The sequence below is a fragment of the Streptomyces gottesmaniae genome, from assembly GCF_031845845.1.
Classification (GTDB): domain Bacteria; phylum Actinomycetota; class Actinomycetes; order Streptomycetales; family Streptomycetaceae; genus Streptomyces; species Streptomyces akebiae.
Window position 1 is genome coordinate 68,197 of record NZ_JAVRFJ010000029.1, and the last position, 23,634, is coordinate 91,830.

A 23,634-nucleotide genomic window follows, 5' to 3' on the forward strand; every position below is an offset into this window, starting at 1 on the left:
TTCCCCGCGCCCCTGAGAAGCAGGGGCTGCGCCCCGTGCTTTCCAGGGGCGCGACAGGTCGTCGCCTTTCAAGCTGAACGATGGCCGCATGCGACGGGCACCTCGGAGGACCGTACTCCGAGGTGCCCGTCAGTTTGTGGTGGGTCCGTGGTTACAGGCCCGCTATCGGGTTCTTCAGGTTGCCGACCAGTTGGAGTGCGCCCGCGGGGTCCGCCAGGTCCACCATCTGCTTGTTGTTGCGGAGCTGGAGGCGGTTGAGGCAGGACAGTGCGAACTCGGGGGCGAACATGTCGTACTGGGCGAACTTGTCGGCGAGTTCGGGCATGGCGTGCTGGTAGTCGCGGACGGTCTCGGCGACCGTGCGCCAGAAGTCCTCCTCGTCCAGGACGCCTTCCTCGGCGAGGTTCGCGGCCAGGAAGCGGAAGAAGCAGTCGAAGACGTCCGTGAAGAGGGACAGGAGCTTCTTGTCCTCGGGGACGTCGACGCGGAGGCGTTCGACCGTCGGCGGGAGCACCGCGTCCGGGTCCATGACCGCGATCTCCTCGGCGATGTCCTTGTAGATCGCCCGCTCGACCACGCCGTCCTTCAGGACCAGGATCACGTTCTCGCCGTGCGGCATGAACACGAGGTCGTAGGCGTAGAAGCTGTGCAGGAGCGGGGTGAAGTACGCCTTCAGGTAGCGGCGCAGCCAGTCGGTCGGGGTCAGCCCCGAGCGCTCGATCAGTGCGGCCGCGAAGCCCCTGCCCTCGTGGTCGACGTGGACCAGGGAGGCCATCGTCGCCAGGGACTCGCCCTCCTGGAGCATGGACACCGGGCTCTCGCGCCACAGCGCGGCCAGCATCTTGCGGTACGCGGAGAACTTGTCGGTGGCGGCCTCGTACTCCAGGTGCCGGTAGCCGACGGCCGCCCGCTCGCGGATGATCGACAGGCCCGTGGACTTCAGGACCGGGTCGCTGTCGATGAGTCCGGCCAGCCAGTCGTTGATCGCCGGCGTCGCCTCCATGTACGCCGCCGACAGGCCGCGCATGAAGCCCATGTTGAGGACGGACAGGGCCGTCTTGACGTAGTGCTTCCCGGGGGCGGAGCTGTTGAAGAACGTCCGGATCGACTGCTGGGCCAGGTACTCGTCGTCCCCCTCGCCGAGGCAGACCAGGTGCTGCTGGGCGACCTCGGCGGCGAAGGTGACGGAGAGCTTGTTCCACCACTGCCAGGGATGGACCGGGATGAAGAGGTAGTCGGCGGGGTCCAGTTCGAGCTCGGTGAGAACCGAGCGGAAGCGGGCGACCGTCTCCGCGCCCAGTTCGTCGCGCAGGAAGGCCTCGTACTCGATGCCCACGCCCGCCGTGAACGCCGCCCGGGAGCGGTGCGCGGCCAGCCAGACCAGCTTCACCGGGCTCGCCGTCTCGGGGGCGTACGACAGGTACTCGTGGACGCCGAAGCCGAGGCGGCCGTTGTTGGCGACGAAGCAGGGGTGGCCCTCGGTCATCCCGGTCTCGATGGCCTGGAAGCCCGCGTCCACCAGCTCGGCGACGGGCGTCTGCGGCTTGGTGAGCTTGTAGCAGGTGCCGGCCAGGGTGGAGGAGATCTCCTCCAGGTAGACCGGGAGGATCTCGTCGCTCAGGCCCAGGGACCGCTTCAGCTCGATGAAGAAGTCCAGCGCGGCGAGGGGGAGGTCGACGCCGTCCCGTCGACGGGAGATCGAGTCGGCGTCGACCTGCCAGTGGTCGAGGGCGCGGCGGACGGCCTTGAACCCGTAGCGGGTCAGACCGTCGTCGCTGCGGACCTCGAAGCGGCCGTCGGCGGTGGCCTCCGGCGTGATGAGCCGCTCGTGGGCGAACTCGGCGAGGGCCTTGCGGATGAGTAGGCGGTTGGCCCGTGCCCAGCGGTGGGGGGACAGATGCGCTACGGCGTCGGACAGGGTCATACGGCTACTCCTCGGGCAGCCAGGCTCTGGCTGCGAAAGAACTGCTCTCGCGTGCAGAAGCTCAGCAGTGCGCGCTTCTCCGGCTTGTCGATCTCGCGGTCGGGGACGAAACCGACGACTTCGTTGAGGGCGTGGACGGCCTTGTTGGACACGTCCGGCTCGACGACGACCCGGTGGGTGGCCGGGTCCTCGAAGAGGTGCGCCATCACGGCGGTGATCACGGCCCGGGTGAAGCCGTGCACCGGGGTGTCCGTCGACGGCACCAGGAAGTGCATGCCGACGTCCCCGGGCTCGGGCTCGTACAGGCCGACGAGTTCACGGTGGGCGGGGTCGTACTGCTCCATGAGGAACGCGGGTTCGCCGTTCCGCAGCCCCAGCAGGGCGTGCTGGTGCGGGTCGGCCGCGATCTCCATGTACGCCCGCTCGACGTCCTCCAGCCTGGCGTCCTGCATCATCCAGTAGGCCGCCTTGGGGTGCGTGACCCAGCCGTGCAGCAGCTCGGCGTCGCTCAGCGGGTCCAGGGGGCGGAAGGTGAAGTCCGTACCGTTCAGGCCGCTCATACCGCGAACTCCTGGAAGGCGATGGTCTTCTCGACCGGGTAGTACTCGGTGCCGAGCAGTTCGCGGATGATGTACGCGTTGCGGTACGCGCCCATGCCCAGGTCGGGCGAGGTGATGCTGTGGGTGTGGACGCCCGCGTTCTGGAGGAAGATCCCCCGCCCGGTGGTGTCGATCGCGTAGTTGCGGGCCACGTCGAAGCGGCCGTGGCCGTCGAAGACCAGCCGGTCGTTGATCGAGGAGAGGAAGGCCGGCGGCCGGTAGTGGTAGCCGGTGGCCAGGACCAGGCCCTCGGTCTCGATCTCGAAGTCCTTGCCCTGCTCGTCCTGGCGCAGGCCGAGGGTGTACCGCCCGTCCTCGTACGTGGCGCTGTTGAGGGACGAGTTGGTGAGCAGGCGGGTCGGTACCGGGCGGCCGCCGGCGGTCACGTTCTTCTGGTAGAGCAGGTCGAAGATCGAGTCGATCAGATCCCCGTTGATGCCCTTGAACAGGCCCTTCTGCTGCTTCTCCAGCCGGTAGCGGGTCTCCTCGGGCAGCGTGCGGAAGTAGTCGATGTAGTCCGGGGACGTCATCTCCAGCGTCAGCTTGGTGTATTCGAGGGGGAAGAACCGCGGGGAGCGGGTGACCCAGTTGAGCTGGTAGCCGTGGACGTCGATCTCGGAGAGGAGTTCGTAGTAGATCTCCGCGGCGCTCTGGCCGCTGCCGACGATCGTGATCGACTTCTTCGACTGCAGCTCCGCCTTGCGGTGCATGTACTGCGCGTTGTGGAAGAAGTCGCCGCCCAGGTCCTGGCAGGCCTCGGGGATGTACGGGACGGTGCCCGTGCCGAGGACCAGCCGCCGGGCGCGCAGGACGTCCCCGTCGGCCGTGCGCACTGCGTAGACGTCGTCCTCGTACGTCACCTCCGTCACCGTCGTGCTGAAGCGGACGTTGCTCAGCCGGCCGGCCGCCCAGCGGCAGTAGTCGTCGTACTCGACCCGCAGGGGGTAGAAGTTCTCGCGGATGTAGAACGAGTACAGGCGGCCCGAGTCCTTCAGGTAGTTCAGGAAGGAGTACGGGGAGGTCGGGTCGGCGAGGGTGACCAGGTCCGACATGAACGGGGTCTGGAGGTGGGCGCCGTCGAGGAACATCCCCGAGTGCCACTCGAAGTCCGGCTTCGAGTCCAGGAAGATCCCGTCGAGTTCGGCGATGGGCTCGGTGAGGCAGGCGAGGCCGAGGTTGAAGGGTCCCAGTCCGATGCCGATGAAGTCGTAGGTCTTCACGGCGGGTTCAGGAAGCGACGCGGTCAAGGGATTCTCCCAGGTACTGCTCGGCATGGCCGGCGATCAGATCGAGCACGGCGGCGATGTCCTCGGCCGTGGTCTCGGGGTTGAGCAGGGTGAACTTCAGGTAGTGGCGACCGCCGACCTTGGTGCCCGCGACCACGGCGTCGCCGGAGGCGAACAGGGCCTTGCGGGCGTACAGGTTGGCGCGGTCGATCTCCGCCGGGTCGGTGACGGCCTCGGGGATGTAGCGGTAGACCAGCGTGGAGAGCTGGGGCGCCACGACGACGTCGTAGCGCGGGTCGGCGGCGAGCAGTTTCCAGCCCTCCTCCGCGAGGTCGCAGACCTCGTCGAAGAGCTGGCCGATGCCGTCGGCGCCCATCGTGCGCAGGGTCATCCACAGCTTGAGCGCGTCGAAGCGGCGGGTGGTCTGCAGGGACTTGTCGACCTGGTTGGGGATGCGCTCGGTGACCATGCGGCGCGGGTTGAGGTACTCCGCGTGGTAGGTGGCGTGGCGCAGGGTGGCTCCGTCGCGGACCAGCACGGCGGACGAACTCACGGGCTGGAAGAAGGACTTGTGGTAGTCCACCGTGACGGAGTCGGCGCGCTCGATGCCGTTCAGCAGGTCGCGGCGCTTGCGGGAGACGAGGAGGCCGCAGCCGTAGGCGGCGTCGACGTGCATCCAGGTGTCGTACTGGGCGCAGAGCTCGGCTATCTCGGGCAGCGGGTCTATGGAACCGAAGTCGGTGGTGCCGGAGGTGGCGACGACGGCCATGGGGACGAGGCCGTCGTTCCGGCAGCGCTCCAGCTCACGGGCGAGCGCCATGGTCTGCATGCGCTTGTCGGCGTCGACGGGGATGGAGACGACCGCGTCCTGGTCCAGGCCCAGCAGTTTCGCCGACTTCTTCACACTGAAGTGGCTGACCTCGGAGGCGAAGATCCGCAGTTTGGCGGTGCTGTCGGTCTTGGCCTCCTCGCGGGCGAGGAGCAGCGCCTGGAGGTTGGACTGCGAGCCGCCGGAGGTGAACACCCCGTCGGCGGAGGGACCGAACCCGATGCGCTCGTTGGTCCAGACGATCAGTTTGCGCTCGATCAGGGTGCCGCCGGCCGACTGGTCCCAGGTGTCCAGGGAGGAGTTGACGGCGGAGAGCACGGCCTCGCCGAGCACGGCCGGGATGACGACCGGGCAGTTGAGGTGGGCGAGGTAGCGCGGGTGGTGGAAGTAGATCGCGTCACGCAGATAGACGTCCTCCAGCTCGTCGAGGACGGCGGCCGTGTCGTGCAGCGGCTTGTCGAGGTCGATCTTCTCGATGCTGGGGGAGAGGGCGTCGACGGTGACACCGGTGAACGGTCGTTCGGTGGTGGCGAGTTTGGCCGCCACCCGCTCCACGCCTTCGGTCACGGTGCGGCGGTACCGCTCCGCGGTCGTGTCATTGAGCAGGTGCGAGCGCATGGGGAGGTCCTCCGAGCGGGGCGGTCCGGGTGGGACGGAGAGGTGAGTGGGGGGTGACATCACGTCGTCCAACTTAGGTAAGCCTAACCTAATTAACTTGCGGGAAATCCTGGCTCGTCCGTGACCGTGGTCACTTCAGTGACACTGGTTCCGGTGCCGGTGGCGCCCGACTACTCGCCGCGCTCCCGCAGTTGCTCCTCCGTCAGACCCTCGCGCCAGTACCCGACGAAGGTGACACGCCGCTTGTCGATCCCGCGCTCCCGCACGAGATGGCGGCGCAACTCCTTCACGCGGCCGGATTCACCGGCGATCCAGGCGTAGGGCAGCTCACTGGGCGGCAGTTGGGCGGCGCGGATGGTGTCGAGGGCGGTCGCCGCCCCCTCGGTCCGCACCAGCCAGGTGATCTCGGCGTCGGCCTCCGTCGCCAGGTCCTGGATGTCCCCCGCGTGGTGGACCTCCAGCCAGACCCGGGCCCGCGTACCGGCAGGCAGCGACTCCAGGATCGCCGAGGCGGCGGGCAGCGCGGTGTCGTCGCCCCAGATCAGCACCAGGTCGGTGTCCTGGGGCGGACGGAAACGGATCGCGCGGTTGTCGGCGATCGCGGGACCGAGCAGGACCACGCGGTCGCCGGCCTTCGCGGCCGACGCCCACCGGGACGCCGGACCGGCGGGCACGGCGGCCCCCGGCTCGACCCCGTGCAGGACGAAGTCGATGTCGATCTCGACGGTCTCGCCATGGGCGTCCGAGCGGAGTCCCCGCAGGGTGTACGAGCGCATCACCGCCCGTACGTCGTCCGGCAGTTCCCGCCACGCCTGCCACCAGCCGTCACCCAGTTCATAGGGCACCGCCGGGGCGTCCTGCCCCGGCTGCGGCAGGAAGAGCGAGAGCGACTGGTCCCGCCCGTCGGAGTGGAACAACCGCAGGTCGTCCCCCGCGAACGAGACGCGCACGAGAGACGGCCCCAGCCGCTCCGTCCGCACGACCTGAAGAGAGAAGAAACGGAAGGGCGCGGCTACGGCCGTCGTCATGGGGGCTCCTGGATAGGGGGCGGGAGCGTGTGCGCAAGTGGGCGAGCCCGGGAAACTCGGGTTGTGGGTTCGTCGGCGGGTGCGGGTCCGGTGGGGGCCGGTCGCGCGGTTCCCCGCGCCCCTCAAAGCAACGGCCCCTGCGGGCCGCTGAACAAGCGTGGGGCGCAGCCCCTGCATATCCAGGGGCGCGGGGAACTGCGCGAGCAACCGCGACGCACCCGCAGGTCACCCAGGGCCTCAGCCCTAACTGACCTTCTTGGCCTTCTCGATCGCCTCGGCCAGCTCCTCCAGGAGCGGCGCGCACTTGTCGTAGGACAGGATCGGCTCGGGGTTACGCCCGATGACCTGACCGGCCTTCACCGCGGGAAGCTTCTTCCACGTCGCCTCCTCGATCGCGTCCGGCTGGATCGCCGACGTGCGGTTGTCCATGATGATGACGTCCGCGTCGTACTTGTCGACGTTCTCCCAGCTGAGGTTCTCGAACCAGCCGCCACTGGCCTTCAGCGCGGCGGCGCTCGGCTCGACGAAGTTCACGCCGAGGGCCTTGAAGTACTCCAGGTCGATGGAGAGGTTCGAGCCGGACACGTAGAAGATGTCCTGGCTGGCGGAGCCGGCGAGCACCTTGATGTCGGGCTTGGCCTTGGTGGCCGCGCGCAGCCGGGCGGCCGCGTCCTCGAACCGCTTCTTGGCGGCGGTGATCTTCTCGGACTCCGTGTCCGCGCCGAGGGACTTGGCCAGCTCCAGCACGCGCTGAAGCGGCTCGGTCAGCTGACGGTCGTACGCGGAGATGCCGACGCTCGGCGCGAGCTTGGCGATCTTGTCCTTGGAGGCCTCGGGCACGTACCAGAGGGTGCCGGCGTCGTCGAACATCGTGGTGATGAGGACGTCGGGGGAGAGGGCGGCGTACTTCTCGACGTTGAACTCGTCCCAGACGTTGCCGAGGATGGTCACCTTGCTGATGTCGAGGTCGCCGGCCTGGACGTCGGCCTTGCCGTCGGCGGCCTTGGTGGGGCCGAAGACGCCCTTGACGCCGATGCCGTAGTCGTGGAGCGCGGCGGCGACACCCACGAAGGCGACGATGGTCGACGGGACCTCGTCGGTCTTGGCGGTCTCGCCGCGGTCGTCCTTGAACGACCAGGGGCCGGACTTGGCGGCAGCCGTCTCCTTGTCGGAGCCAGTGCTGCTGCTCGTCGAGCCCTCGTCCCCGCAGGCGGCGAGCACGGCACCGAGACCGAGTGCGCCACCGGCGGCGAGGATGCCACGGCGGGTGAGGTGAGCGGCTCTGGCGTTGGACATGTGTATGGCTACTTTCGAACGGGGCGGAGTGCCGCCCGAGGGTGAGTTCGAAGGTAGGTTAGCCTAACCTCATCCCTTGTCCAGGGGGTGGTTCCAGGAAGTGGGATACCCGGGTCCGCTCCTGCCTCAATCTTTGAATCGCCTGTGAATCAAAGGTTCTTGCGCCCTGGTGGGCGCCGATGGAGCGTAAACCTGTGGCTTGCGTCACCAATACGCAGGGCATCGCGGGGGGTTCCGGTCGAATCCCATACGGGACGAAAGGGCGCTCGGCTCACGGGTGGCGAGCCTGGTGGGAGCGTGTCGGAGACGCTCTGTCATCGCTGATTCCGGCCATCATTCGAACGTGCGCTGTCGACCGACGTAGGCCGACGTCGACTGTCTGTCGGTCGGCCGGCGGGGCCCAACTCCCGCGCCATCGGCATCCGTTGCACGTCGCTCGCGCCCTCGTCGATCTCCCGGATCTTGGACTTCTCGCGGGTTTCGCCGGAGACCAGGCGCGAGGCCGCGTCCCGCCGGGCCGATCGAGCGGTGCGGGCCTTCGTCTGCACGTCGGCGATCTTGGACGAGGCCCACAGTCCCCGGTCCGGTGCGAGAGTGCGATCGCCCGCGCCTGAGTACGTAATCACTCGCACCCGGTAATGCTGAAGGCGGGGTGGGTGCGGATTCTTCCTAATTGCTGATTCGGGCACCCTAGTGGTGGCCTGTCGAGAAACGCTCAAGACCTGTTTCATGCTTCGGTGGAGACTGATTCCGGAACCGGATGGCTAGGGCGACCGTGCGTTTATATCGGTCCTCACCTGCACTTTCTCTCTGCTTCGGTCCAGCGTTCGCCACATTTTTAGCCATGAATTGTTGGGGTGCTTGCGGGGCCCAAAAGGCTGCGCCTAATGTCAAATGTGTCGGCGGAGAGAATGGCTGTCCAGGCTGTGAAGGGACTTCTTTTCTCTTCTCGTCGACGGTCGGACAAACTATTCATCAAGAGGGGGTGACAGAAATGGAGCTCGACATCGAGATCGTCGAGGACGGCCAGGTGCTGCTGCACCACCCGTCCACCTGATCGTCCGGTAAGGACGAACGGTACGTCCGGCCGTGATGCCTCCGGCATCACGGCCGGACCACGAGCGAGAGCGCGGCTGCTGAGAGGGAGACGTGAATGAAGGTCCGCCGTCCCGAACACCTGGTCCTGCGGTGGCCTCCCGAGGGGCTCGAAGTCGGAATCCCCGGGCGGGCACAGTGGGTCAGGCTCTCGGCCGACCTGCGCAAGGTGCTGGACAGGGCCGGAGACGGAATCGACCTGGACGAACTGGCGGGCGCCTTCGGTGCGGAACACGAGGCGAAGGTGCGCCACGCTGTCACCGCCCTGCTCCAACTCGGTGTTCTCACCCCCGTGGACGAAGCCGCTCGGACGCCTCCCTTGTGGCAGCGCTGGGGCGGGCTGGCACGGCGCTTCCACCTCGAGGCACGGGACGCCGACTATCTCGTCGACTCACCCCGGCGGGCCGACGAGGCGGACGCGATTCTGGCCGAGAGCGACGCGCCACCCGCGTTCAAGGAGTACCCGGACCACCCCGTCGTGCCCTTGCCCCGCCGGCCCCTGCCTCTGTCGACGTCCGTCGACGACGTCTTCGCCGGACGTCGCACCCATCGCCGCTTCGCCGACACGCCCGTCTCCCTCGACCAGCTCGGCACGCTGCTCTTCCACAGCTTCGCGCCCCACCGGTTCATCGACGGCGGCGACTTCGGGGTGCAGCAGTGCCGGGTGAGCGCCTCGGCGGGCGGACGTCACGAAGTGGAGGCGTACATCGTCGTCCACAACGTCATCGGGGTGCCGCCCGGCCTGTACCACTACTCGGTGGTGCGCCACGCGCTGGAACTCCTGGACGCCGACGCGGACCGGGAGCGACTGGCCGAGCTGACCTACCATCAGGAAGCCTCTTACCAAGGCGCTTTCACTGTCATCACGACGGCCGTGGCCAACCGTCTGGCCTGGAAGTACCGTCATCCGCGCGCCTATCGCCTGTGGATGTACGACGCCGGCCACTACGGCCAGACCTTCGCCCTGACCGCCACGGCCCTGGGCCTCGGCCCCTTCCAGACCGTCGCTTTCGCCGACAGTCGGCTGGAGCGGTTCCTCGGCGTCGACCCCGACGAGGAGTTCGCCGTCTATCTGTTGGCCGCGGGGGTACCGGAGGGGCCCGTCTCGCTGCTCCCGGCCGACTTCGCCTTTCCCCGCCCGGGAGCGGTGCGGTGACCCAGCGGTTCACAGCGGTCCGTCTGCTGCCCCGGGCCTTCTGCCGCAGGAGTAGGCCATGAGTCTGAAGCGCTGTGTCGCACTGCCGCCCGACGAGTTCCGTTCGTCGGTGTTCGGCCACAGGTACCTCCACACCCAGGCCGCCGAACTGGCCGACGACTTCGCCGACCTGTTCTCGCCCGACGCCCTGGAGGAGCTGGTTTCGGGCGGGTTGCGCACCTCGTCGCTGCGACTGGTGCGTGACGGTGTGGAACGCGATGTCGCCCGGGACCGAGTCCCCGAGTCCGGTGACGCGCCCGGAGCCGCGCCGTTCCCCAGCACCGACGGCATCCGCGCCGGGCTCGCCGCCGGACAGACCCTCATCGTGCGATCCCTGCACCGCTTCCATCCGCCGATCCGGCGCTTCGCACACGAACTCGCCGCCGAGATCGGCCACCCCGTCAAGGTCAACGCGTTCGTCACACCCCCGGGGTCCCAGGGGGTGGACCTGCACTTCGACGTCCAGGACGTGATCGTCCTGCAGATAGCGGGGGACAAGCGGTGGCTGCTGCGCACACCGCCCCTGCGCGACCCGTTGTCCGCCCACGCCTGGTTCGACGTACCGGACCGGCGACGGGAGGAGATGCGCGCGGCCAGCGAACCACTCGCGGATCTGGTGCTGCGGACCGGCGACAGCCTCTATCTGCCGCGGGGCACGATGCACTCACCGATGGCGCTGGACACGCTGTCCATCCATCTCACCGTCGCCGTCTCCACCATCACCCGCCACGACGTGCTCACCGAACTCGTACGGCGGGCCGCCGACCTCGACTGGATGCGCGTCGGCGTCGAGACGGACCGGCTGGTCGAGGATGCCGCGCTGACCCGGAGTCTGCTCAAGGAGGCCGGTGAACGTCTGGCGGCGCTGGCGGCCGACGTCTGCCCCGACGACGTGATGTGGTCGCTGCGGAAAACCGCGTTCCGGGAGCAGACTCCCGAGCCCGTGCCGATCCTTCCGGTGAGCGGCGATGTCTGCCCACAGGGTGTTCACCGGCTTCGGGCGGGCGTGTACTTTCACACGGCTGCTGTGAAGGATGGCGTTCAGCTCTCGGTGGGAGGCCGACGTGTGCGGCTGCCCGCCGCGGTGTCGCCCTTCCTGGCGGCGCTGCGCCGGGATCGGGCCGCGGACATGGCCGGGCTCACCGCGGCACTGGGAGAGGACAACGCGCGAAAGGTGGCCGCGGCACTGGTCGACATCGGTCTGCTGCTGCCTCCCTCTGCCACCCCTCAAGGTGCGGCCGCGTCGCAACACCGCGCGGCCGGACGGCTCACCGAGTAGAGAAAGCGATCCCGACGACTGATGACGGACGACACCACCGCACCCGGCCGTATCGACGAGGGCGAGGGGCAACCCCCGTCGCCCGCAGGGAAACCGAGAGATCGCGAGGGCGAGGGACAACTCCCCTCGTCGGCTGGGAACCTGAGGGACCATCCGCAGTTCCTGCGGATGTGGGCGGGGCAGGCCAGTGGCGCCGTCGGAGACCAGGTGTTCCCGGTGGCGCTCAGTCTGTACGTCCTGCACGAGGGAGGCGGCGCGGGGCAGGTCGGCCTGGTGCTGGCGGGCCGGGCCGTGGCCCTGGTGGTGTGTCTGCTGATCGGCGGTGTGATCGCGGACCGGTTGCGCCGCACCCGTATCCTCATCGCCGCCGACGCGTTCCGCGCCGTCATCCTGCTCGCCACCGCGCTCCTCCTCGCCTGGCTGCCGCTCGGTCTGCTGCCCCTGGTCACCGCGCTGGTCGGTGCCGGCGAGGCCCTGTCCCGGCCCGCCTCGCGCTCCCTGCTGCCGAATCTGCTGCCCGATGTCCTGCTGGAGCGCGGCAACGCCCTGGTGTCCGCGGCGCAGCGAGGAGCGGCCGTCTGCGGTGCGCTCGTCGGGGTGACCGCGGTGACCCTGATCGGCGTACGGCCCGCCCTGCTGGTGACCAGCGCGGTGTTCGCGCTGGCCGCGCTCTGCGTGTGGCGCGTCTCGGACACCAGACCCACGACGGCTTCCCGCACGTCCGCGCTCGGTGAGGCCGCCGCCGGGCTCCGGGCCATTCGACGGCGCCCCTGGGTGCTGACCGTCATGGGAACGGTGTGTCTGCACCTCTTCGCCGGATCCGCGACCGCGCTCACCCTCCTGCCGATCGTGGCGCGCCGCGACTTCGGCGGCGACGTGGCGTACGGCGCTGTCCTGGCCGCCATGGGAATCGGCGCCCTCCCGGCCATCGCGCTGGCCGGGCGCTGGCAGCCCAGGGCACGGGGCGCCGTCTCGATGCTGGGACTGACCGGGTACGCCCTGCTGCCGCTGAGTCTGGCCGCGCCGTTTCCGCTGCCCGTCGTGATGCTCTGCTTCGCGCTGGGCGGCTTCGTGGTGGAGCTGTTCTTCGTGTACTGGGTGTCCGCGTTGCAGCGGGCCTTTCCCGACGAACTCCTCGGCAAGGTCTTCGCCTTGGACCAGCTCGGCGCGTACGCCCTGCTGCCCCTCGGGTTCGCGCTCGTCGGGCCCACGGTCGCCGTGCTGGGGATGACCGGCACGCTCGTCGTCGGAGGTGCCGTCGTCGCGGTGTCGAGCCTGGTGTGCCTGGCCGTACCCGGGGTGCTCCGCTTCGAGGACCCCGTCGAGAAGTAGCCCCCTCTCCCGCGGTCACCGCGATGCCCGTGGCCTGGCGCCCGGATCGGCACGATCCGGACGCCAGGCCACGGGCAGGGCTTCAGACAGCCGCCGCCAGATAGCGCAGCGAGGCCAGTGCGGGGCGGGTGACGGCTCGACCGGGGGCGCGGCTCCTGGCCGCCACGACTTCCCGCAGCAGCGCCTCCCGCTGATGCAGGGAGCCCGGCCGGCCGGTGAGGATCCGCTCCCACGAGACAGCTGGGGCCGTACGCGAGACGCCGGCCCCAGGGCGGTAGTCGACTCGGCAGTCGAGCACGATGCCGCCGTCCGAGCCGGGCAGCAGCCGGCACAGGCCGATGCGGACGGATGTCTCGGGGAAGTCCACCACCACGGTGTCCTGGTCGCACAGCACGTGCTGGGCCTCGGCCAGCCGCCGGTCTCCGATGATCATGACGAACCGGAGGGCCAGCCCTTGCCGCTCGACGGCCGTCCGTCGCCGCCGTACCGGTCCGGAGTCCGCTGGAGAGTCCGCGGAATGAAGGGAAATGCGTGTGCCGCCGAGCATGAGTCACCCTCCCTGTGGCTTCCTCGTGTCGGTCTCGGGGTGATAGTCCAGGAGTCTGTCCAGACGCACGCACCCGGCCGGGGACCTCGTGGTCGCCCGGCCGGGGGGAGGTCACTTCTCCAGACAGAACTCGTTGATGGGGTAGCCCACGTGCCGGTCCTCCGTGGGCAGATGGCCGAGGACCTTGTCGCCCGGTTTGAGCTCGGTGCTGTTGAGCACCGTGCCGCCCGGGCCGAGGACCCGCACATGCCAGTCGTCCTGGAGGATCAGATTGGCGGTGCGGCCGTCGGGCCCGATGGCGTCGATGGACAGCAGGGGGCGGGACTCGATCTTGACGCGGCCGACCGTCACGAGTCGGGTCCTGCCGTGGATGTCCACGGCCGTGACCTTGCTTCCCGCCTGCAACTCGCTCAGGTAGCTGGTGCGTTGGTCTTTGGCCAGCGTGTAGGAGTGGATCGCCCCGGCGTTGACGCGGAACGGCCGCGTGGGCATGTACGGCAGCGGATGGGTCTCACTGACGCAGAGGATCATGCCCTTGGAGTGCGAGCCGACGAGGATGCCCTCGTCCTCGCGGAAGTAGGTGGCGGTGTCCACGCAGGCCCGCTCGCCCATGCCCACATGGGCGGTGGCGGTGATCTCGAGTTCGACGAGTTCCAGGTCGGGCACGCCGGTCTCGGCCGCCTGCTTGAGTGCCGTGGCGTCGCCCACGCGAGCCGGTGCCATGAGCACTCCGTCCGAACCGAGTTCCAGTACGCCGAAGATGATCTCCGCTTCCTCGACGTCCTGGGCGACGGTGATCAGACTGCCCTTCGCCCCGGCCGCCGCGGCGATCACGATCTCCAGCGGGATCTTCGTGGGGTCGCGGAAGTACAGCAGACTCCACTTGTCCGTGCGGCCCGACCGGCAGGCGTCCTCCAGGGTCGCGGCATCCGTGATCTCCACGTACCGACCGAACTCGACGCCCTGGTGTCGCCCGGCCAGCTCGACGGGATCCCCGTGCTTGGCCGGGTCGACCACGACGACGTCGGCGGTGCCGAAGTCCTCCGGCAGCGGACGGTCCTGGGGGAACAGAATCTTCTTCACGGTCGGCGGCAGATGCTCCAGATCCTCGGGCGCCGCGGCGAGGATGCCGTCCACGCGTGCGTGGATCGCCTCCTGGAGGATGGCGTCCTTCGCGGAGCCGACGTTGCGGATGTCGATCCAGCTGAGCTTCACATCACACCTGCCATGTCTCGGGAAGGGAGGGAAACGGGGACCGGGGTCGGACCGTGCACGATGTCCGCGATGTCCCGGACCAGTTGGCCGGGGGCCGGGGACGAGAAGACGCGCCGCCCCACCGCGAGGCCCTGGCAACCAGTGGCCAGCGCCGTACGGGCGAAGTCGGTCAGGCTCTGCTCGCCGCCCGGACCGCCGGCGACCAGGATCGGTACCGGTGAGGCGGCGACCACATCGGCCATGCGGTCCGGCGGGCCCACGAAGACCGTCTTCACCAGGTCGGCGCCGAGGTCGGCTGCCACGTTGACCACGTGGGCCACCTGCTCGGGGGAGGCGGGGCCGGTCAGCCGCGGGCCCCGCGGATAGACCATGGCGAGCAGCGGCATGCTCCACCGCTCACATGCCGCCGCCACGGTGCCCAGGGCGGCCAGTTGTTCGGCCTCGGTGTCGGAGCCGATGTTCACATGGACGCTGACCGCGTCCGCGCCCAGCCGGACCGCCTCCTCGACGTCCCCGACGAGGACCTTGGCGTTGCTGTCCGGGCCGAGCGAGGTGCTGGCGCTGAGGTGTACGACCAGTGAGCAACTGACGAAGAGGTGGGGGGCGAGCAGCCGGGCCCGTCCTTTGTGCACGACGACGCCGTCCGCGCCGCCGGCCACGATGTCGCGGATCAGGTCGTCGAAGCCCGCGGCCGTGGCGATGGGACCGTCGGACACCGAGTGGTCCAGGGGGACGAGAAGCAGTCGCCCGTCCTCGTGACCGGACAGCCTGGCTGAACGTATCGATCTGCCGGTCAATAGTGCACGCGCCATCGAGTGCTCCTTCTGCGGGTGATATGGCACCGGCGGAGATGGGTTTCGGTGGGGTGCTTGTAGCGTCACAGGGGGCGTTCAAGAAACGGTCGAAGGAATCGTTGAATCACAGCTCGCGATGGTGGCGATGGCCGGGCGTCGGTTGAACGTGGTGGGGTGCGGGCGACTGTGCAACTGAGGAAGCTCCTCAGTTGCACAGAGAGGAACCCGGTCGACGCAAATTTTTCGACCGTTTACGGCCAGGTCGGCCGGAAGTGGTTCTGGTGGAGCAAAAGAATGCTGTTACATTGAGATCGCCTCAGTCAATTCATCTCGCCTTTTGTTGGCAATTGGTGACCGGATTTGAGCGATGGGGGATAGGTGTACCGATCGGAGTACGTGACCGAACCCGGCTTTGCTTTCCATGTCGCGCGGGAGGTCCACGAGGTCCAGAGTGCTCAGCCCCGTGTGAAGGGCACGGTTCTGGGAGCATTGCACGTCGGTGTGGACGGGGCGGTCGAAACCGTCGCGGTCGCGCCGAAGATCCGTATGGTTCTGGCCATGTTGCTGGTTCACGCCGACCAGGTGGTCCCGGTCCAGGTTCTGGTGCGTGAGCTGTGGCCGGAGCAGCCGCCCGCGACCGCGCTGCGCACCCTGCAAACCTACATATTGAATTGTCGAAAACTACTGGCGCGAGTGAGCGGACGCCCGGCGGCGAGTATCTCCCAGGAGGTGCTGGCGACCCGGTCGGGCGGGTACATCTTGAAAGGCGCCCACTTTCAGCTCGACTGGCTGGATTTCCAGCGGCTGACACGGCTCGGCAGTAAATGCCTGGCGGAAGGCGACACCGCGGAGGGCATTCGACTGCTGGACGCGGCCTTGGAGTTGTGGCGCGGGGACGCGTTGGCGGATGTGCCTCTCGGGCCCGTGCTCGATTCGAAACGGCGGCTCTTCGAGGAGTGCCGGCTCGACGCCATAGCGATGCGGGCCGAGGCGCACATCGAGGCCGGTCTGCATCAAAGGGCCGTCACCCAGCTCGCCGCCGTCACCCGGGAGCATGAGCTCCATGAGGGCCTGCACCATCAGTACGTGCGGGCGCTCGCGCTCGGTGGCCGTCGGGCTGAGGCTCTCGGGGTGCTGCGCGGCCTGCGCGTGCGCCTCGTGAACGAGGTCGGGATCGAACCCGGTGCCCCGCTCCAGGATCTGCAACTGGCCATACTGAACTCGGAGTACGGCACGACGTGAGGGTGTCCCGTCGGTGACGGGGACCGCGGCCGGGGAACGAACGTTCCCGGGCCGCGGTCGTTTTCCCGGGGCCGCGACGCCCCGTCGACGAGGTCCTTCCGCGGCCCCCGAAACGGTCTGCCGGCAAGACCCTAGACGGCGGAGGCGGTGCTCCGCCGGGGCGCGGTGGGCAGGGCCGGGGCGTGGGCGGACGCCTTGATCAGGACGGCCAGCTCCTGCCAGACCTCCGCGCAGGCCGTGGCCATCGCGGAGAGCGAGTCCGCGCAGTGCGCCGGCACCGCCGCCGCGATGTGCCGGTGGTCCGCCGCCATGTGGATCTCCATCATGCGCAGCAGCAGACGCCCGGTCTCGGTCATGCGCAGGGACGGATCCCGGCACAGGCTGCGGAACATCGCCTCGCGGGTCTCGGCCGACATACGCGCCGTGTCGGGACCGAAGGCCGGATGCGACGGGGCGACGGCGTGCGGCGGCCGCGGTACGACTGCCGTGGGCCCCGCGGTCGCGGCGGCGGGTCTGGACGGCACGGGGTCCTCACCGCGCTCCAGCCGTTCCCGTACGTCGCGGACCGTCCCCGGGGCGATGCCCGCCCTCTTGGCGATGCTGCGCAGGGACGCCGAGGGCTCCTCGGCGATGAGGCGGGCCGCGATCCTGCGCCCCTCGGCGGCTGTGAGCGGACGGACCCTGCCGTCCTTTCCGACCCGTGCCGACCGGCCGGGACTGCCGAAGATCCTGAGGCGTTGGGCACCGACCGTCTTCGCCGAGAGGCTGGTGACGGAGGCGATCGCGCGGTCGGACCAGTCCGGGTGGGAGCGGATGATGCGGGTCGCGGCGGCGGTGCGCTCGGCCGCGGACAGCGGCAGTCCGTGCCTGACGTTGGCCTTGACCGCGAGGACGAAGGCGTCCTCCGGCGGGCCGTCGAAGAATCGCACCCGGATCTCGCGCGCGCCGTGCCGACGGGCGGCCAGCAGCCGGTGCATGCCGTCGATGACGCGCATGGACGGTCGGTGCACGATGATCGGGGGCAGCGGTGCGTCCGACTGGGCGAGCAGCCGGACGTGTTCGTCGTCCTCGCCCCACCGGCGAGGGGAGTCGGCCGGCAGCAGCCGGCCGATCGGTACCGATTCCACGGCGGACAGTTCGGAGCCGAGCGCGCGCACGTGGCACTCATCAGGGCTCATTGCTCAGTGCACCTCCGGGGACATCCAGTAAGGGGGCGGCGCGGGACGGTCCGGGCGGGGCTATCCCGTACCGGCCAGCCATTGCCGGACCGACCCCATGGCCGTCCCGGCGCTGTCGGCGTCGATGTCCCGGGCGAGGTCGGCGATCGTGACGCCCTTGAGCGCCGCCCGCCACGCCGCGTCGGCGGCGGCCATGGCCCGCGACACGGCGCAGGGCTTCCGGCACTTCTCGGGGCCCAGCCCGAGCGGGCCCTGCCTGCGGATCTCGGTGCAGCGGAACGCCGGTTCCGGGCCGTCGATCGCCAGGACGACGTCGAGGACGGAGACCTGCGTGGGCGACTGGGCGAAGGAGTACCCCCCGACCGGCCCAGGTGTGGACCGCAGGATTCCGGCCTGGGAGAGCGACTGCAGATGCTTGGCGAGATAGGCGGGCGGGATGCCGTGCAGCTTCGCGAGTCGGGCGGCCGGCACGGGCGCGTGGCTCTGGCCGAGTGAGACACAGCAGTGCAGTGCCCACTCGACTCCGTTGGACAGCTTCATGACCGCCAGGGTAGCAATCTCCGACATTGAGTGTCCGGGATTCTGGTATAAACAAGGACGGTAAATGTCCGAGATAGCGAAGGTGCAGGTCATGAGCGAAACCGAAGATCGTTTAAGTCCCGCGTCAGGTGCTGTCGTGACACCTGGCCGCAGCTCGGAAGGTGCCGTCCCGGCACCCGGCCAGGGGCGCGCGGCGCTCGGCTTCGCCGCCGTCGCCCTCTTCGTGGCAGCGGCCAACCTCCGTCCGGCGATCGCCGCGGTCTCCCCCCTGGTGGACCGGATCCGCGCGGATCTGGACCTCTCGGCGACCGCGGTGTCGCTGCTGACCACCATCCCGACCCTGGCCATGGGCCTGGGCGCGCCGCTGGCCGCCTCGGTGGGCCGTAGGTGGGGGCTGCAGCGCGGTGTGCTGCTCGGGCTGACCGTCGTCGCCCTGGCGACCGCGGCCCGCGGCCTGGGCGGGGCCACCTGGCTGCAACTGTGCTGCGCCGCCGTCGTGGGCACCGGTATCGCGATCTCCCAGACCCTGCTGCCGGCCGTCGTCAAGACCCGCTTCGCCGACCGCGCCGGACTGGTCACCGGGATCTACACGGCGGGGCTCGGCCTGGGCGGCGCGGTCGCCGCCGGTGCCAGCGCGCCGCTGGCCGACGCGATCGACTCCTGGCCCGGGGCCCTGGCGTCCTGGGCGATCCTCGCCGTCGCGGGCATGGTGCTGTGGACCGCCGCGAAGGGGCAACTGCGCCTCGCCGACATCGACGGTCCCAAGGGCCCGGCCACCACCGGTCTGCCCTGGAGCTCCGCGCTGGCCTGGCGGATCACCGCGATCTCCGCCGGCAACTCCGCCCTCTACTACTGCGAGTTGGCGTGGATCGCGCCGCTGCTGCACGACGACGGCGGACTGAGCGAGGCTCGGGCCGGCTTCATGCTCACCGTGATGATCTCCATCCAGGTCGTCGCCATGCTGGGCGTGCCCGTGCTGCTCGGCGAGCGCGCCGACAAACGCTTCGGGCTGACGGTGACGACCGTGCTGACCGCCGTGGGCTTCCTGGGCTTCGGTTTCAGCCCGGGTACCGGCACGTGGCTCTGGGTCCTCGCCATGGGCATCGGACACGGCGGACTGTTCACCCTGGTCCTGACGCTGCCCGTCTCGGCGAGCCGTGACGCCGCGCAGGCCGGGCGGTTCGCCGCGATGGCGTTCTTCGTCGGCTACGGATGCGCGGCACTCGCACCGGTCGTCGTGGGCGCCCTGCGCGACACCACCGGCGAATACCAGCAGGCCTTCGGCCTCCTCGCCGCGCTCACCGTCCTCATGCTCTGGCCCATCGCCCGGCTGTCGCCGCGACAGATCGAAAAGGCGCAGGCGCTGCGCTGAGCTCCGCGCGAAGTGCCGCGACGGGCGTCCCGCGTGCGACACCGTCGTGGCCCCTCGCGCGGTTCCCCGCGCCCCTTCAGCGCTGCCTCATGCAGAGGGCTTCGCGGGCCGTATCGCCTTCACCTTCCTCCGACGGCCGAGAGCCCGCCCCCTGAACCGGCAAGGGCCCACCCGAATCCCCCGGGGTGGGCTCTTGCCCTTTTCGTGCCTGGGCCATCGGCGTTGAGCGTTCCTACTGCTCGGCCTCGACAGGTGTTCGTACGTGACCTCGACAGCTGTTTGCGAGGCTGACGGCACCCCCGCCGTCCGGGCGACGAGTCGGCCCTTCGCGGCGTCGCCCGGACTCCGTCCCTCTGGTCGAGAGGATGCGCATGGCACCGTCGAAGGCACAGATCGCCATCGTGGGAGGTGGCGTCGCCGGCCTGGTCACCGCCACGCTGCTGCACCGTCATGGCATGGACGTCCGGCTCTACGAGCAGACGCCGGTGTTCGGAGCCGTGGGTGCGGGCATCCAGCTCTCGCCCAACGGGGTGCGTGTCCTGAAGCGGCTGGGCATCACGGACGCGCTCGCCCGGACCGGCGTCCGGGCCGGGGCCATCGAGACCCGACGATGGGACGACGGAAGCCTGATCGCCCGAGTCGAGCACGGCACCCTGTGCGACGAACGGTTCGGTGCCCCCTACTACCTGATCCACCGGGCGGATCTGCAGCGTTGCCTGGTGTCCGCCCTGCCCGAGGGCGTCGTCGAACTCGGCCGGGGCTGCGCGCGTGTGGTGGAACGGCCCGACGAGGTCGAACTCCACTTCACGGACGGCTCGGTCACCACGGCGGACCTGGTGATCGGGGCCGACGGAGTGCACTCCGTCGTCCGGAAGGCGGTCGTCGACGACGAGCCGCGTTTCTCCGGCTACTCGGTGCACCGCGGTCTCGTCCCGGCGGACATCGTGCCGTCCTTCGCGCGTGACCCGCGCGTCGTGTTCTGGCTCGGCCCCCAGCGACACGTCACCTACTACCCCGTCGTGGGCGGCGACACGGTCCACTTCAGCGCCGTCGGCGTCAGCGGCGACGGACAGGCCGGCACCTCGTCCTCCCCGGGCACGGTGGAGAACCTCGACGCGGCGTTCGCCGGCTGGCACGAGGAGGTCCGGCGGGTGGTGACCGCCGCGGCCTCGGTGACGCGCTGGGGCCTGTTCGACCGCGACATGGCCGACCGGTACGCCACCGACCGGGTGGTGCTGCTCGGCGACGCCGCGCACCCCACCCTCCCCTATCTCTCGCAGGGCGCGAACCAGGCCCTGGAGGACGCCATGGTCCTCGTACGACTCCTCCGGGACGCCGGCCCCGGAGAACTGGCCCGTGCGGTACGCCGCTACGAGGAGTTCCGCATCCCCCGGACCGCCGACGTCCACCGGCGCGCCCGCGCGCTGGGGGAGACGTTCCACCTCCCCGACGGCGCGGACCAGGCGAGGCGCGACAGCGGGCTCCGCGCCCGGCAGGGCCTGGAGCACCTGGACTGGCTGTACGGCTACGACGCCGGGGCGGCCGTCGCCCCGCACCCGGGTCCCGCGGTGACCGCCGAGCGGGAGCCCGTGACCGCACGTCCCACCCTTCGCTCCTGACCCTCACCCACGAGGAGAACCAGTGCTGCACACGTTGTTGTCCCGGGTCACGCGCGGGAACGGTTTCTACATCGGCGACATCTTCCACGCGGCCGCGCGCCGTGACGCCACCACGCGGATCACCCTCGACCGCCCGCCGCAGTGGGCCCCCGACCGCGGCACACACTTCACGGTCGGTGAACTGGCCGACCAGATAGATGAGTTGGCGGCGCGCCTGTGGGCGGCCGGGGTCAGGCCGACCGAACGCGTGGCGCTGTACAAGACGGACAACTTCGACATCGCGCTGCTCGCCTGCGCCACTGCCCGCATCGGCGCCGTACCCGCGCTGCTGTCACCGGCGCTGGACGGCGCGGTGGCGCGCGAGCTGCTCGTCCGGCTGGAGCGGCCGTGGCTGCTCACCGACGGCGACACCCTCGCGGGGAAGCTGAGCGGGGTCGAACTGGCCGACGACGTCCGCAAGGTCCTGTTGTCCGCCGGGACCGCGCCCGCCGACCTCGCCGCGAAGTCGTCCGGGCGGAGCGTCGAGGTGGCCGTGCTCGCCGAGCACGCGGACGCGCCCCGGCGCGAGCCGGTGTTCCTCCACCCGCGCCAGCCGTCGCTGATCACCCACAGCTCCGGTACGACGGGCATCCCGAAGCTGGCCGTGCACTGCCCCGAGACCGGCTGGCACCGCCTCGTGCCCCAGCGAGTGGTGTCTTGGCCCATACGGGGGCGGGAGACGGCCGCCCTGTGCATGACGTTCGTGCACTCCCGCTTCTATCAGGGGCTGGCCATGTTCCTCGGCCACGGCAACCCGATGGTGATCGCCGTCGATCCGGACCCGGACCGCATCGGCCCGCTGTTCGTCCGCACCCGCCCCGGTTACATCGAGACCCACCCCAACACGTATGTCGACTGGGAGGAACTGGACTCCGCACCGGGGGCGCCCCTCTCCAGCGTCCGGGTCTTCGGCGCCACGTTCGACGCGATGCACCCGCGCACCATCCAGCGCATGCTCGCCGCCTCACGACACAAGCGGCCGGTCTTCGTCCAGTTCTACGGCCAGTCGGAGATCGGCCCCATGGCCGGGCGCTGGTACACACGTCAGACCGCCCACAAGGCGGACGGCCGCTGTGTCGGCCTGCCGTTGCCCGGCTTCATCTCCATGCGTGTCGTCGACGACGACGGCCGGCGGGTCGGCTCGGGACGGACCGGCCACCTCGAAGTACGCAGCCGTACGCGGATCCTCACCTATCTCGGCGAGAACGAACGGTTCGAGAGCCAGGTGCACGACGGCTGGTGGCGGGTCGGTGACATGGGCTACCGCAGCCGCTGGGGTCTGCTGCACCTGATGGACCGCGAGGTGGACCGCATCGACTCCGTGGAAAGCAGCCTCGCGGTCGAGGACCTCCTGATGAGCCGTCTGGAGGAGCTGCGCGAGATTGTGATCGTGGCCGGTCCGCAGGGCGAGCCGGTCCCGGTGGTGGCCACCCGGGGAGAGGCGCCGCTCGACGAGAGGCGCTGGCGGCGGGCGACCTTCGACCTGCCCTCGATGAGCGACTTCCAGCAGTTCCGGTTCGAGGACCTGCCGCGCACCTCGACCCGGAAGGTCCAGCGACCCGAGCTGATCCGACTGCTTCGCGAAGGACGGCTGCGGCCCCTCGGGACGGACCCGGTGACGGACGACACGGTGGGGGCATGACCATGAAGGACACCACGGCGGGACGCCGGCTGTTCGAGCTCATGGCCGGGTTCTGGAAGACCCAGGCCGTCTACCTCGCCACCGAGGCGGGCATCGTCGACGCCATCGCGAACGCGGGCCGTATCCGCACCGTCGAACTGGCCCTGGCGACCCGGACCGACGCCGACGCCCTGGGCAGACTCCTGCTGTTCCTGGAGAGCCTGGACGTGGTCGAAGGCGACGAGCCGAGCGGCTACGCGCTCACCGCCGTCGGTGAGCTGCTGCGCACCGACGCCGAGGACTCGATGCGCGATCACGTACGCATCTATGGCTCACACTTCTACCCGGCGTGGGGCGCGCTCTCCCACTCGCTGCGCACCGGCCGCTCGGCCTTCGCCCATGTGTACGGATCCGACCTGTTCTCGTATCTGCACCAGAACCCCGAGGTATCGCTCACGTACGAGCGGGCCATGGTGGCGGGCACGCTCTTCTTCTCCGCTGTCAGCCGGGTCCACGACTTCTCCGGGGCGAGGCGGATCGTGGACGTCGCCGGGGGCCACGGGGCGCTCCTCAACGAGATCCTCAACGCGAACGAGGGCCCGCGTGCCGTGCTCTTCGACGCCCCCCATGTGATCGAGGAGACCAAGGACCGCCCGATCGCCACGGACCACGCGGACCGGTGCGAGCGGGTCGCCGGGAACTTCTTCGAGTCGGTCCCGTCCGGCGGCGACGTGTACATCCTCTCCCGCATTCTGCACTGCTTCGACGACGAGGCATGTCACCGGATCCTCACCAACTGCCGTCGGGCGATGGCCCCCGGCGGCCGACTGGTGATCCTGGAACGCATCCTGGCCCGCGGCACCGGCTCCTCGCTGACCCAGGGCTACAACATGCACATGCTGGTGGTGCTCGGGGGCGGCCGGGAGCGGGACGAGACGCAGTACCGCACGCTCCTCGACAAGGCCGGCTTCACGGTGAAGGCCGTCCACGGCCTGCCCCTGGAGACCCACCTCGTGGTCGCCGAACCGAGCTGACCTGATGACGAC

General features: G+C 69.6%; 19 protein-coding genes. 8 read left to right on the forward strand and 11 right to left on the reverse strand.

Going from position 1 to position 23,634, the window contains the following annotated elements; genetic code table 11:
- Positions 1-151: 151 nt before the first annotated feature.
- From RM704_RS29175 to RM704_RS29200, 6 genes are all read right to left on the reverse strand, one after another.
- Positions 152-1,924: an IucA/IucC family protein gene (locus RM704_RS29175; protein WP_033531245.1), complete on the reverse strand. Its 1,773-nt coding sequence runs from the start codon at positions 1,922-1,924 to the stop codon at positions 152-154.
- Positions 1,921-2,484: a GNAT family N-acetyltransferase gene (locus RM704_RS29180; protein WP_033531246.1), complete on the reverse strand. Its 564-nt coding sequence runs from the start codon at positions 2,482-2,484 to the stop codon at positions 1,921-1,923. The genes RM704_RS29175 and RM704_RS29180 overlap by 4 nt, the downstream gene beginning before the upstream one ends.
- Complete coding sequence (locus tag RM704_RS29185) at positions 2,481-3,797, reverse strand: lysine N(6)-hydroxylase/L-ornithine N(5)-oxygenase family protein (RefSeq protein ID WP_438828961.1); 1,317 nt, start codon at positions 3,795-3,797, stop codon at positions 2,481-2,483. Before RM704_RS29185 ends, RM704_RS29180 begins: the two co-directional genes overlap by 4 nt.
- Entirely contained in the window at positions 3,751-5,196 is a 1,446-nt protein-coding gene (gene desA, locus RM704_RS29190; RefSeq protein ID WP_033531248.1) for a lysine decarboxylase DesA, read from the reverse strand. Before desA ends, RM704_RS29185 begins: the two co-directional genes overlap by 47 nt.
- Before the next feature lie 170 nt (positions 5,197-5,366).
- On the reverse strand, positions 5,367-6,224 hold the full coding sequence (locus RM704_RS29195) for a siderophore-interacting protein (RefSeq protein ID WP_033531249.1): 858 nt from the start codon (positions 6,222-6,224) through the stop codon (positions 5,367-5,369).
- 243 nt (positions 6,225-6,467) lie between these two features.
- Positions 6,468-7,520 (reverse strand): ABC transporter substrate-binding protein, encoded by a 1,053-nt coding sequence (locus tag RM704_RS29200; protein WP_033531250.1) that lies wholly within the window; start codon positions 7,518-7,520, stop codon positions 6,468-6,470.
- A gap of 1,153 nt (positions 7,521-8,673) precedes the next feature.
- Here RM704_RS29200 and RM704_RS29205 point away from each other — a divergent pair.
- Genes RM704_RS29205 through RM704_RS29215 form a run of 3 tightly spaced genes read left to right on the forward strand, consistent with a single transcriptional unit; the run spans position 8,674 to position 12,421 of the window.
- The gene (locus RM704_RS29205) at positions 8,674-9,771 is read left to right on the forward strand and encodes a SagB/ThcOx family dehydrogenase (RefSeq protein ID WP_052146443.1); all 1,098 of its coding nucleotides are present in this window, start codon (positions 8,674-8,676) and stop codon (positions 9,769-9,771) included.
- A gap of 58 nt (positions 9,772-9,829) precedes the next feature.
- Positions 9,830-11,089: a JmjC domain-containing protein gene (locus tag RM704_RS29210; RefSeq protein ID WP_052146444.1), complete on the forward strand. Its 1,260-nt coding sequence runs from the start codon at positions 9,830-9,832 to the stop codon at positions 11,087-11,089.
- 21 nt (positions 11,090-11,110) lie between these two features.
- Positions 11,111-12,421 (forward strand): MFS transporter, encoded by a 1,311-nt coding sequence (locus RM704_RS29215; RefSeq protein ID WP_078937420.1) that lies wholly within the window; start codon positions 11,111-11,113, stop codon positions 12,419-12,421.
- An 82-nt stretch (positions 12,422-12,503) separates the two neighbouring features.
- Here the strand turns inward: RM704_RS29215 and RM704_RS29220 are convergent, their stop codons facing one another.
- The 3 genes from RM704_RS29220 to RM704_RS29230 form a co-directional block, all read right to left on the reverse strand.
- On the reverse strand, positions 12,504-12,854 hold the full coding sequence (locus RM704_RS29220; RefSeq protein ID WP_157856796.1) for a hypothetical protein: 351 nt from the start codon (positions 12,852-12,854) through the stop codon (positions 12,504-12,506).
- Positions 12,855-13,079: 225 nt separating this feature from the next.
- Positions 13,080-14,183, reverse strand: coding sequence for a 3-dehydroquinate synthase II family protein (locus tag RM704_RS29225; protein WP_033531253.1), 1,104 nt, complete (start codon positions 14,181-14,183; stop codon positions 13,080-13,082).
- Positions 14,180-14,995: a 2-amino-3,7-dideoxy-D-threo-hept-6-ulosonate synthase gene (locus tag RM704_RS29230; protein ID WP_052146445.1), complete on the reverse strand. Its 816-nt coding sequence runs from the start codon at positions 14,993-14,995 to the stop codon at positions 14,180-14,182. The genes RM704_RS29225 and RM704_RS29230 overlap by 4 nt, the downstream gene beginning before the upstream one ends.
- Before the next feature lie 378 nt (positions 14,996-15,373).
- Here RM704_RS29230 and RM704_RS29235 point away from each other — a divergent pair, with 378 nt between their 5' ends.
- The gene (locus RM704_RS29235) at positions 15,374-16,219 is read left to right on the forward strand and encodes an AfsR/SARP family transcriptional regulator (protein WP_157856797.1); all 846 of its coding nucleotides are present in this window, start codon (positions 15,374-15,376) and stop codon (positions 16,217-16,219) included.
- Between the two features lie 131 nt (positions 16,220-16,350).
- On the opposite strand, the gene RM704_RS29240 is transcribed toward RM704_RS29235, so the two are convergent.
- Both RM704_RS29240 and RM704_RS29245 read right to left on the reverse strand, forming a co-directional pair.
- A complete protein-coding gene (locus RM704_RS29240; protein WP_078937421.1) occupies positions 16,351-17,397 on the reverse strand; it encodes a ParB/RepB/Spo0J family partition protein in 1,047 nt (348 codons plus the stop codon).
- Between the two features lie 60 nt (positions 17,398-17,457).
- Positions 17,458-17,937: an RrF2 family transcriptional regulator gene (locus RM704_RS29245; protein ID WP_033531254.1), complete on the reverse strand. Its 480-nt coding sequence runs from the start codon at positions 17,935-17,937 to the stop codon at positions 17,458-17,460.
- 91 nt (positions 17,938-18,028) lie between these two features.
- Between RM704_RS29245 and RM704_RS29250 the strand changes: the two genes are divergently transcribed.
- The 4 genes from RM704_RS29250 to RM704_RS29265 all read left to right on the forward strand — a co-directional run bounded on the left by RM704_RS29250 (position 18,029) and on the right by RM704_RS29265 (position 23,622).
- The gene (locus RM704_RS29250) at positions 18,029-19,309 is read left to right on the forward strand and encodes an MFS transporter (RefSeq protein ID WP_078937437.1); all 1,281 of its coding nucleotides are present in this window, start codon (positions 18,029-18,031) and stop codon (positions 19,307-19,309) included.
- Between the two features lie 371 nt (positions 19,310-19,680).
- Positions 19,681-20,928: an FAD-dependent monooxygenase gene (locus tag RM704_RS29255; protein WP_063774530.1), complete on the forward strand. Its 1,248-nt coding sequence runs from the start codon at positions 19,681-19,683 to the stop codon at positions 20,926-20,928.
- Between the two features lie 22 nt (positions 20,929-20,950).
- Positions 20,951-22,609 carry a class I adenylate-forming enzyme family protein gene (locus RM704_RS29260; RefSeq protein ID WP_311591363.1) on the forward strand — a complete coding sequence of 553 codons (1,659 nt, stop codon included), beginning with the start codon at positions 20,951-20,953 and terminating at the stop codon, positions 22,607-22,609.
- Entirely contained in the window at positions 22,606-23,622 is a 1,017-nt protein-coding gene (locus RM704_RS29265) for a methyltransferase (protein ID WP_202808161.1), read from the forward strand. The genes RM704_RS29260 and RM704_RS29265 overlap by 4 nt, the downstream gene beginning before the upstream one ends.
- Positions 23,623-23,634 lie beyond the last annotated feature (12 nt).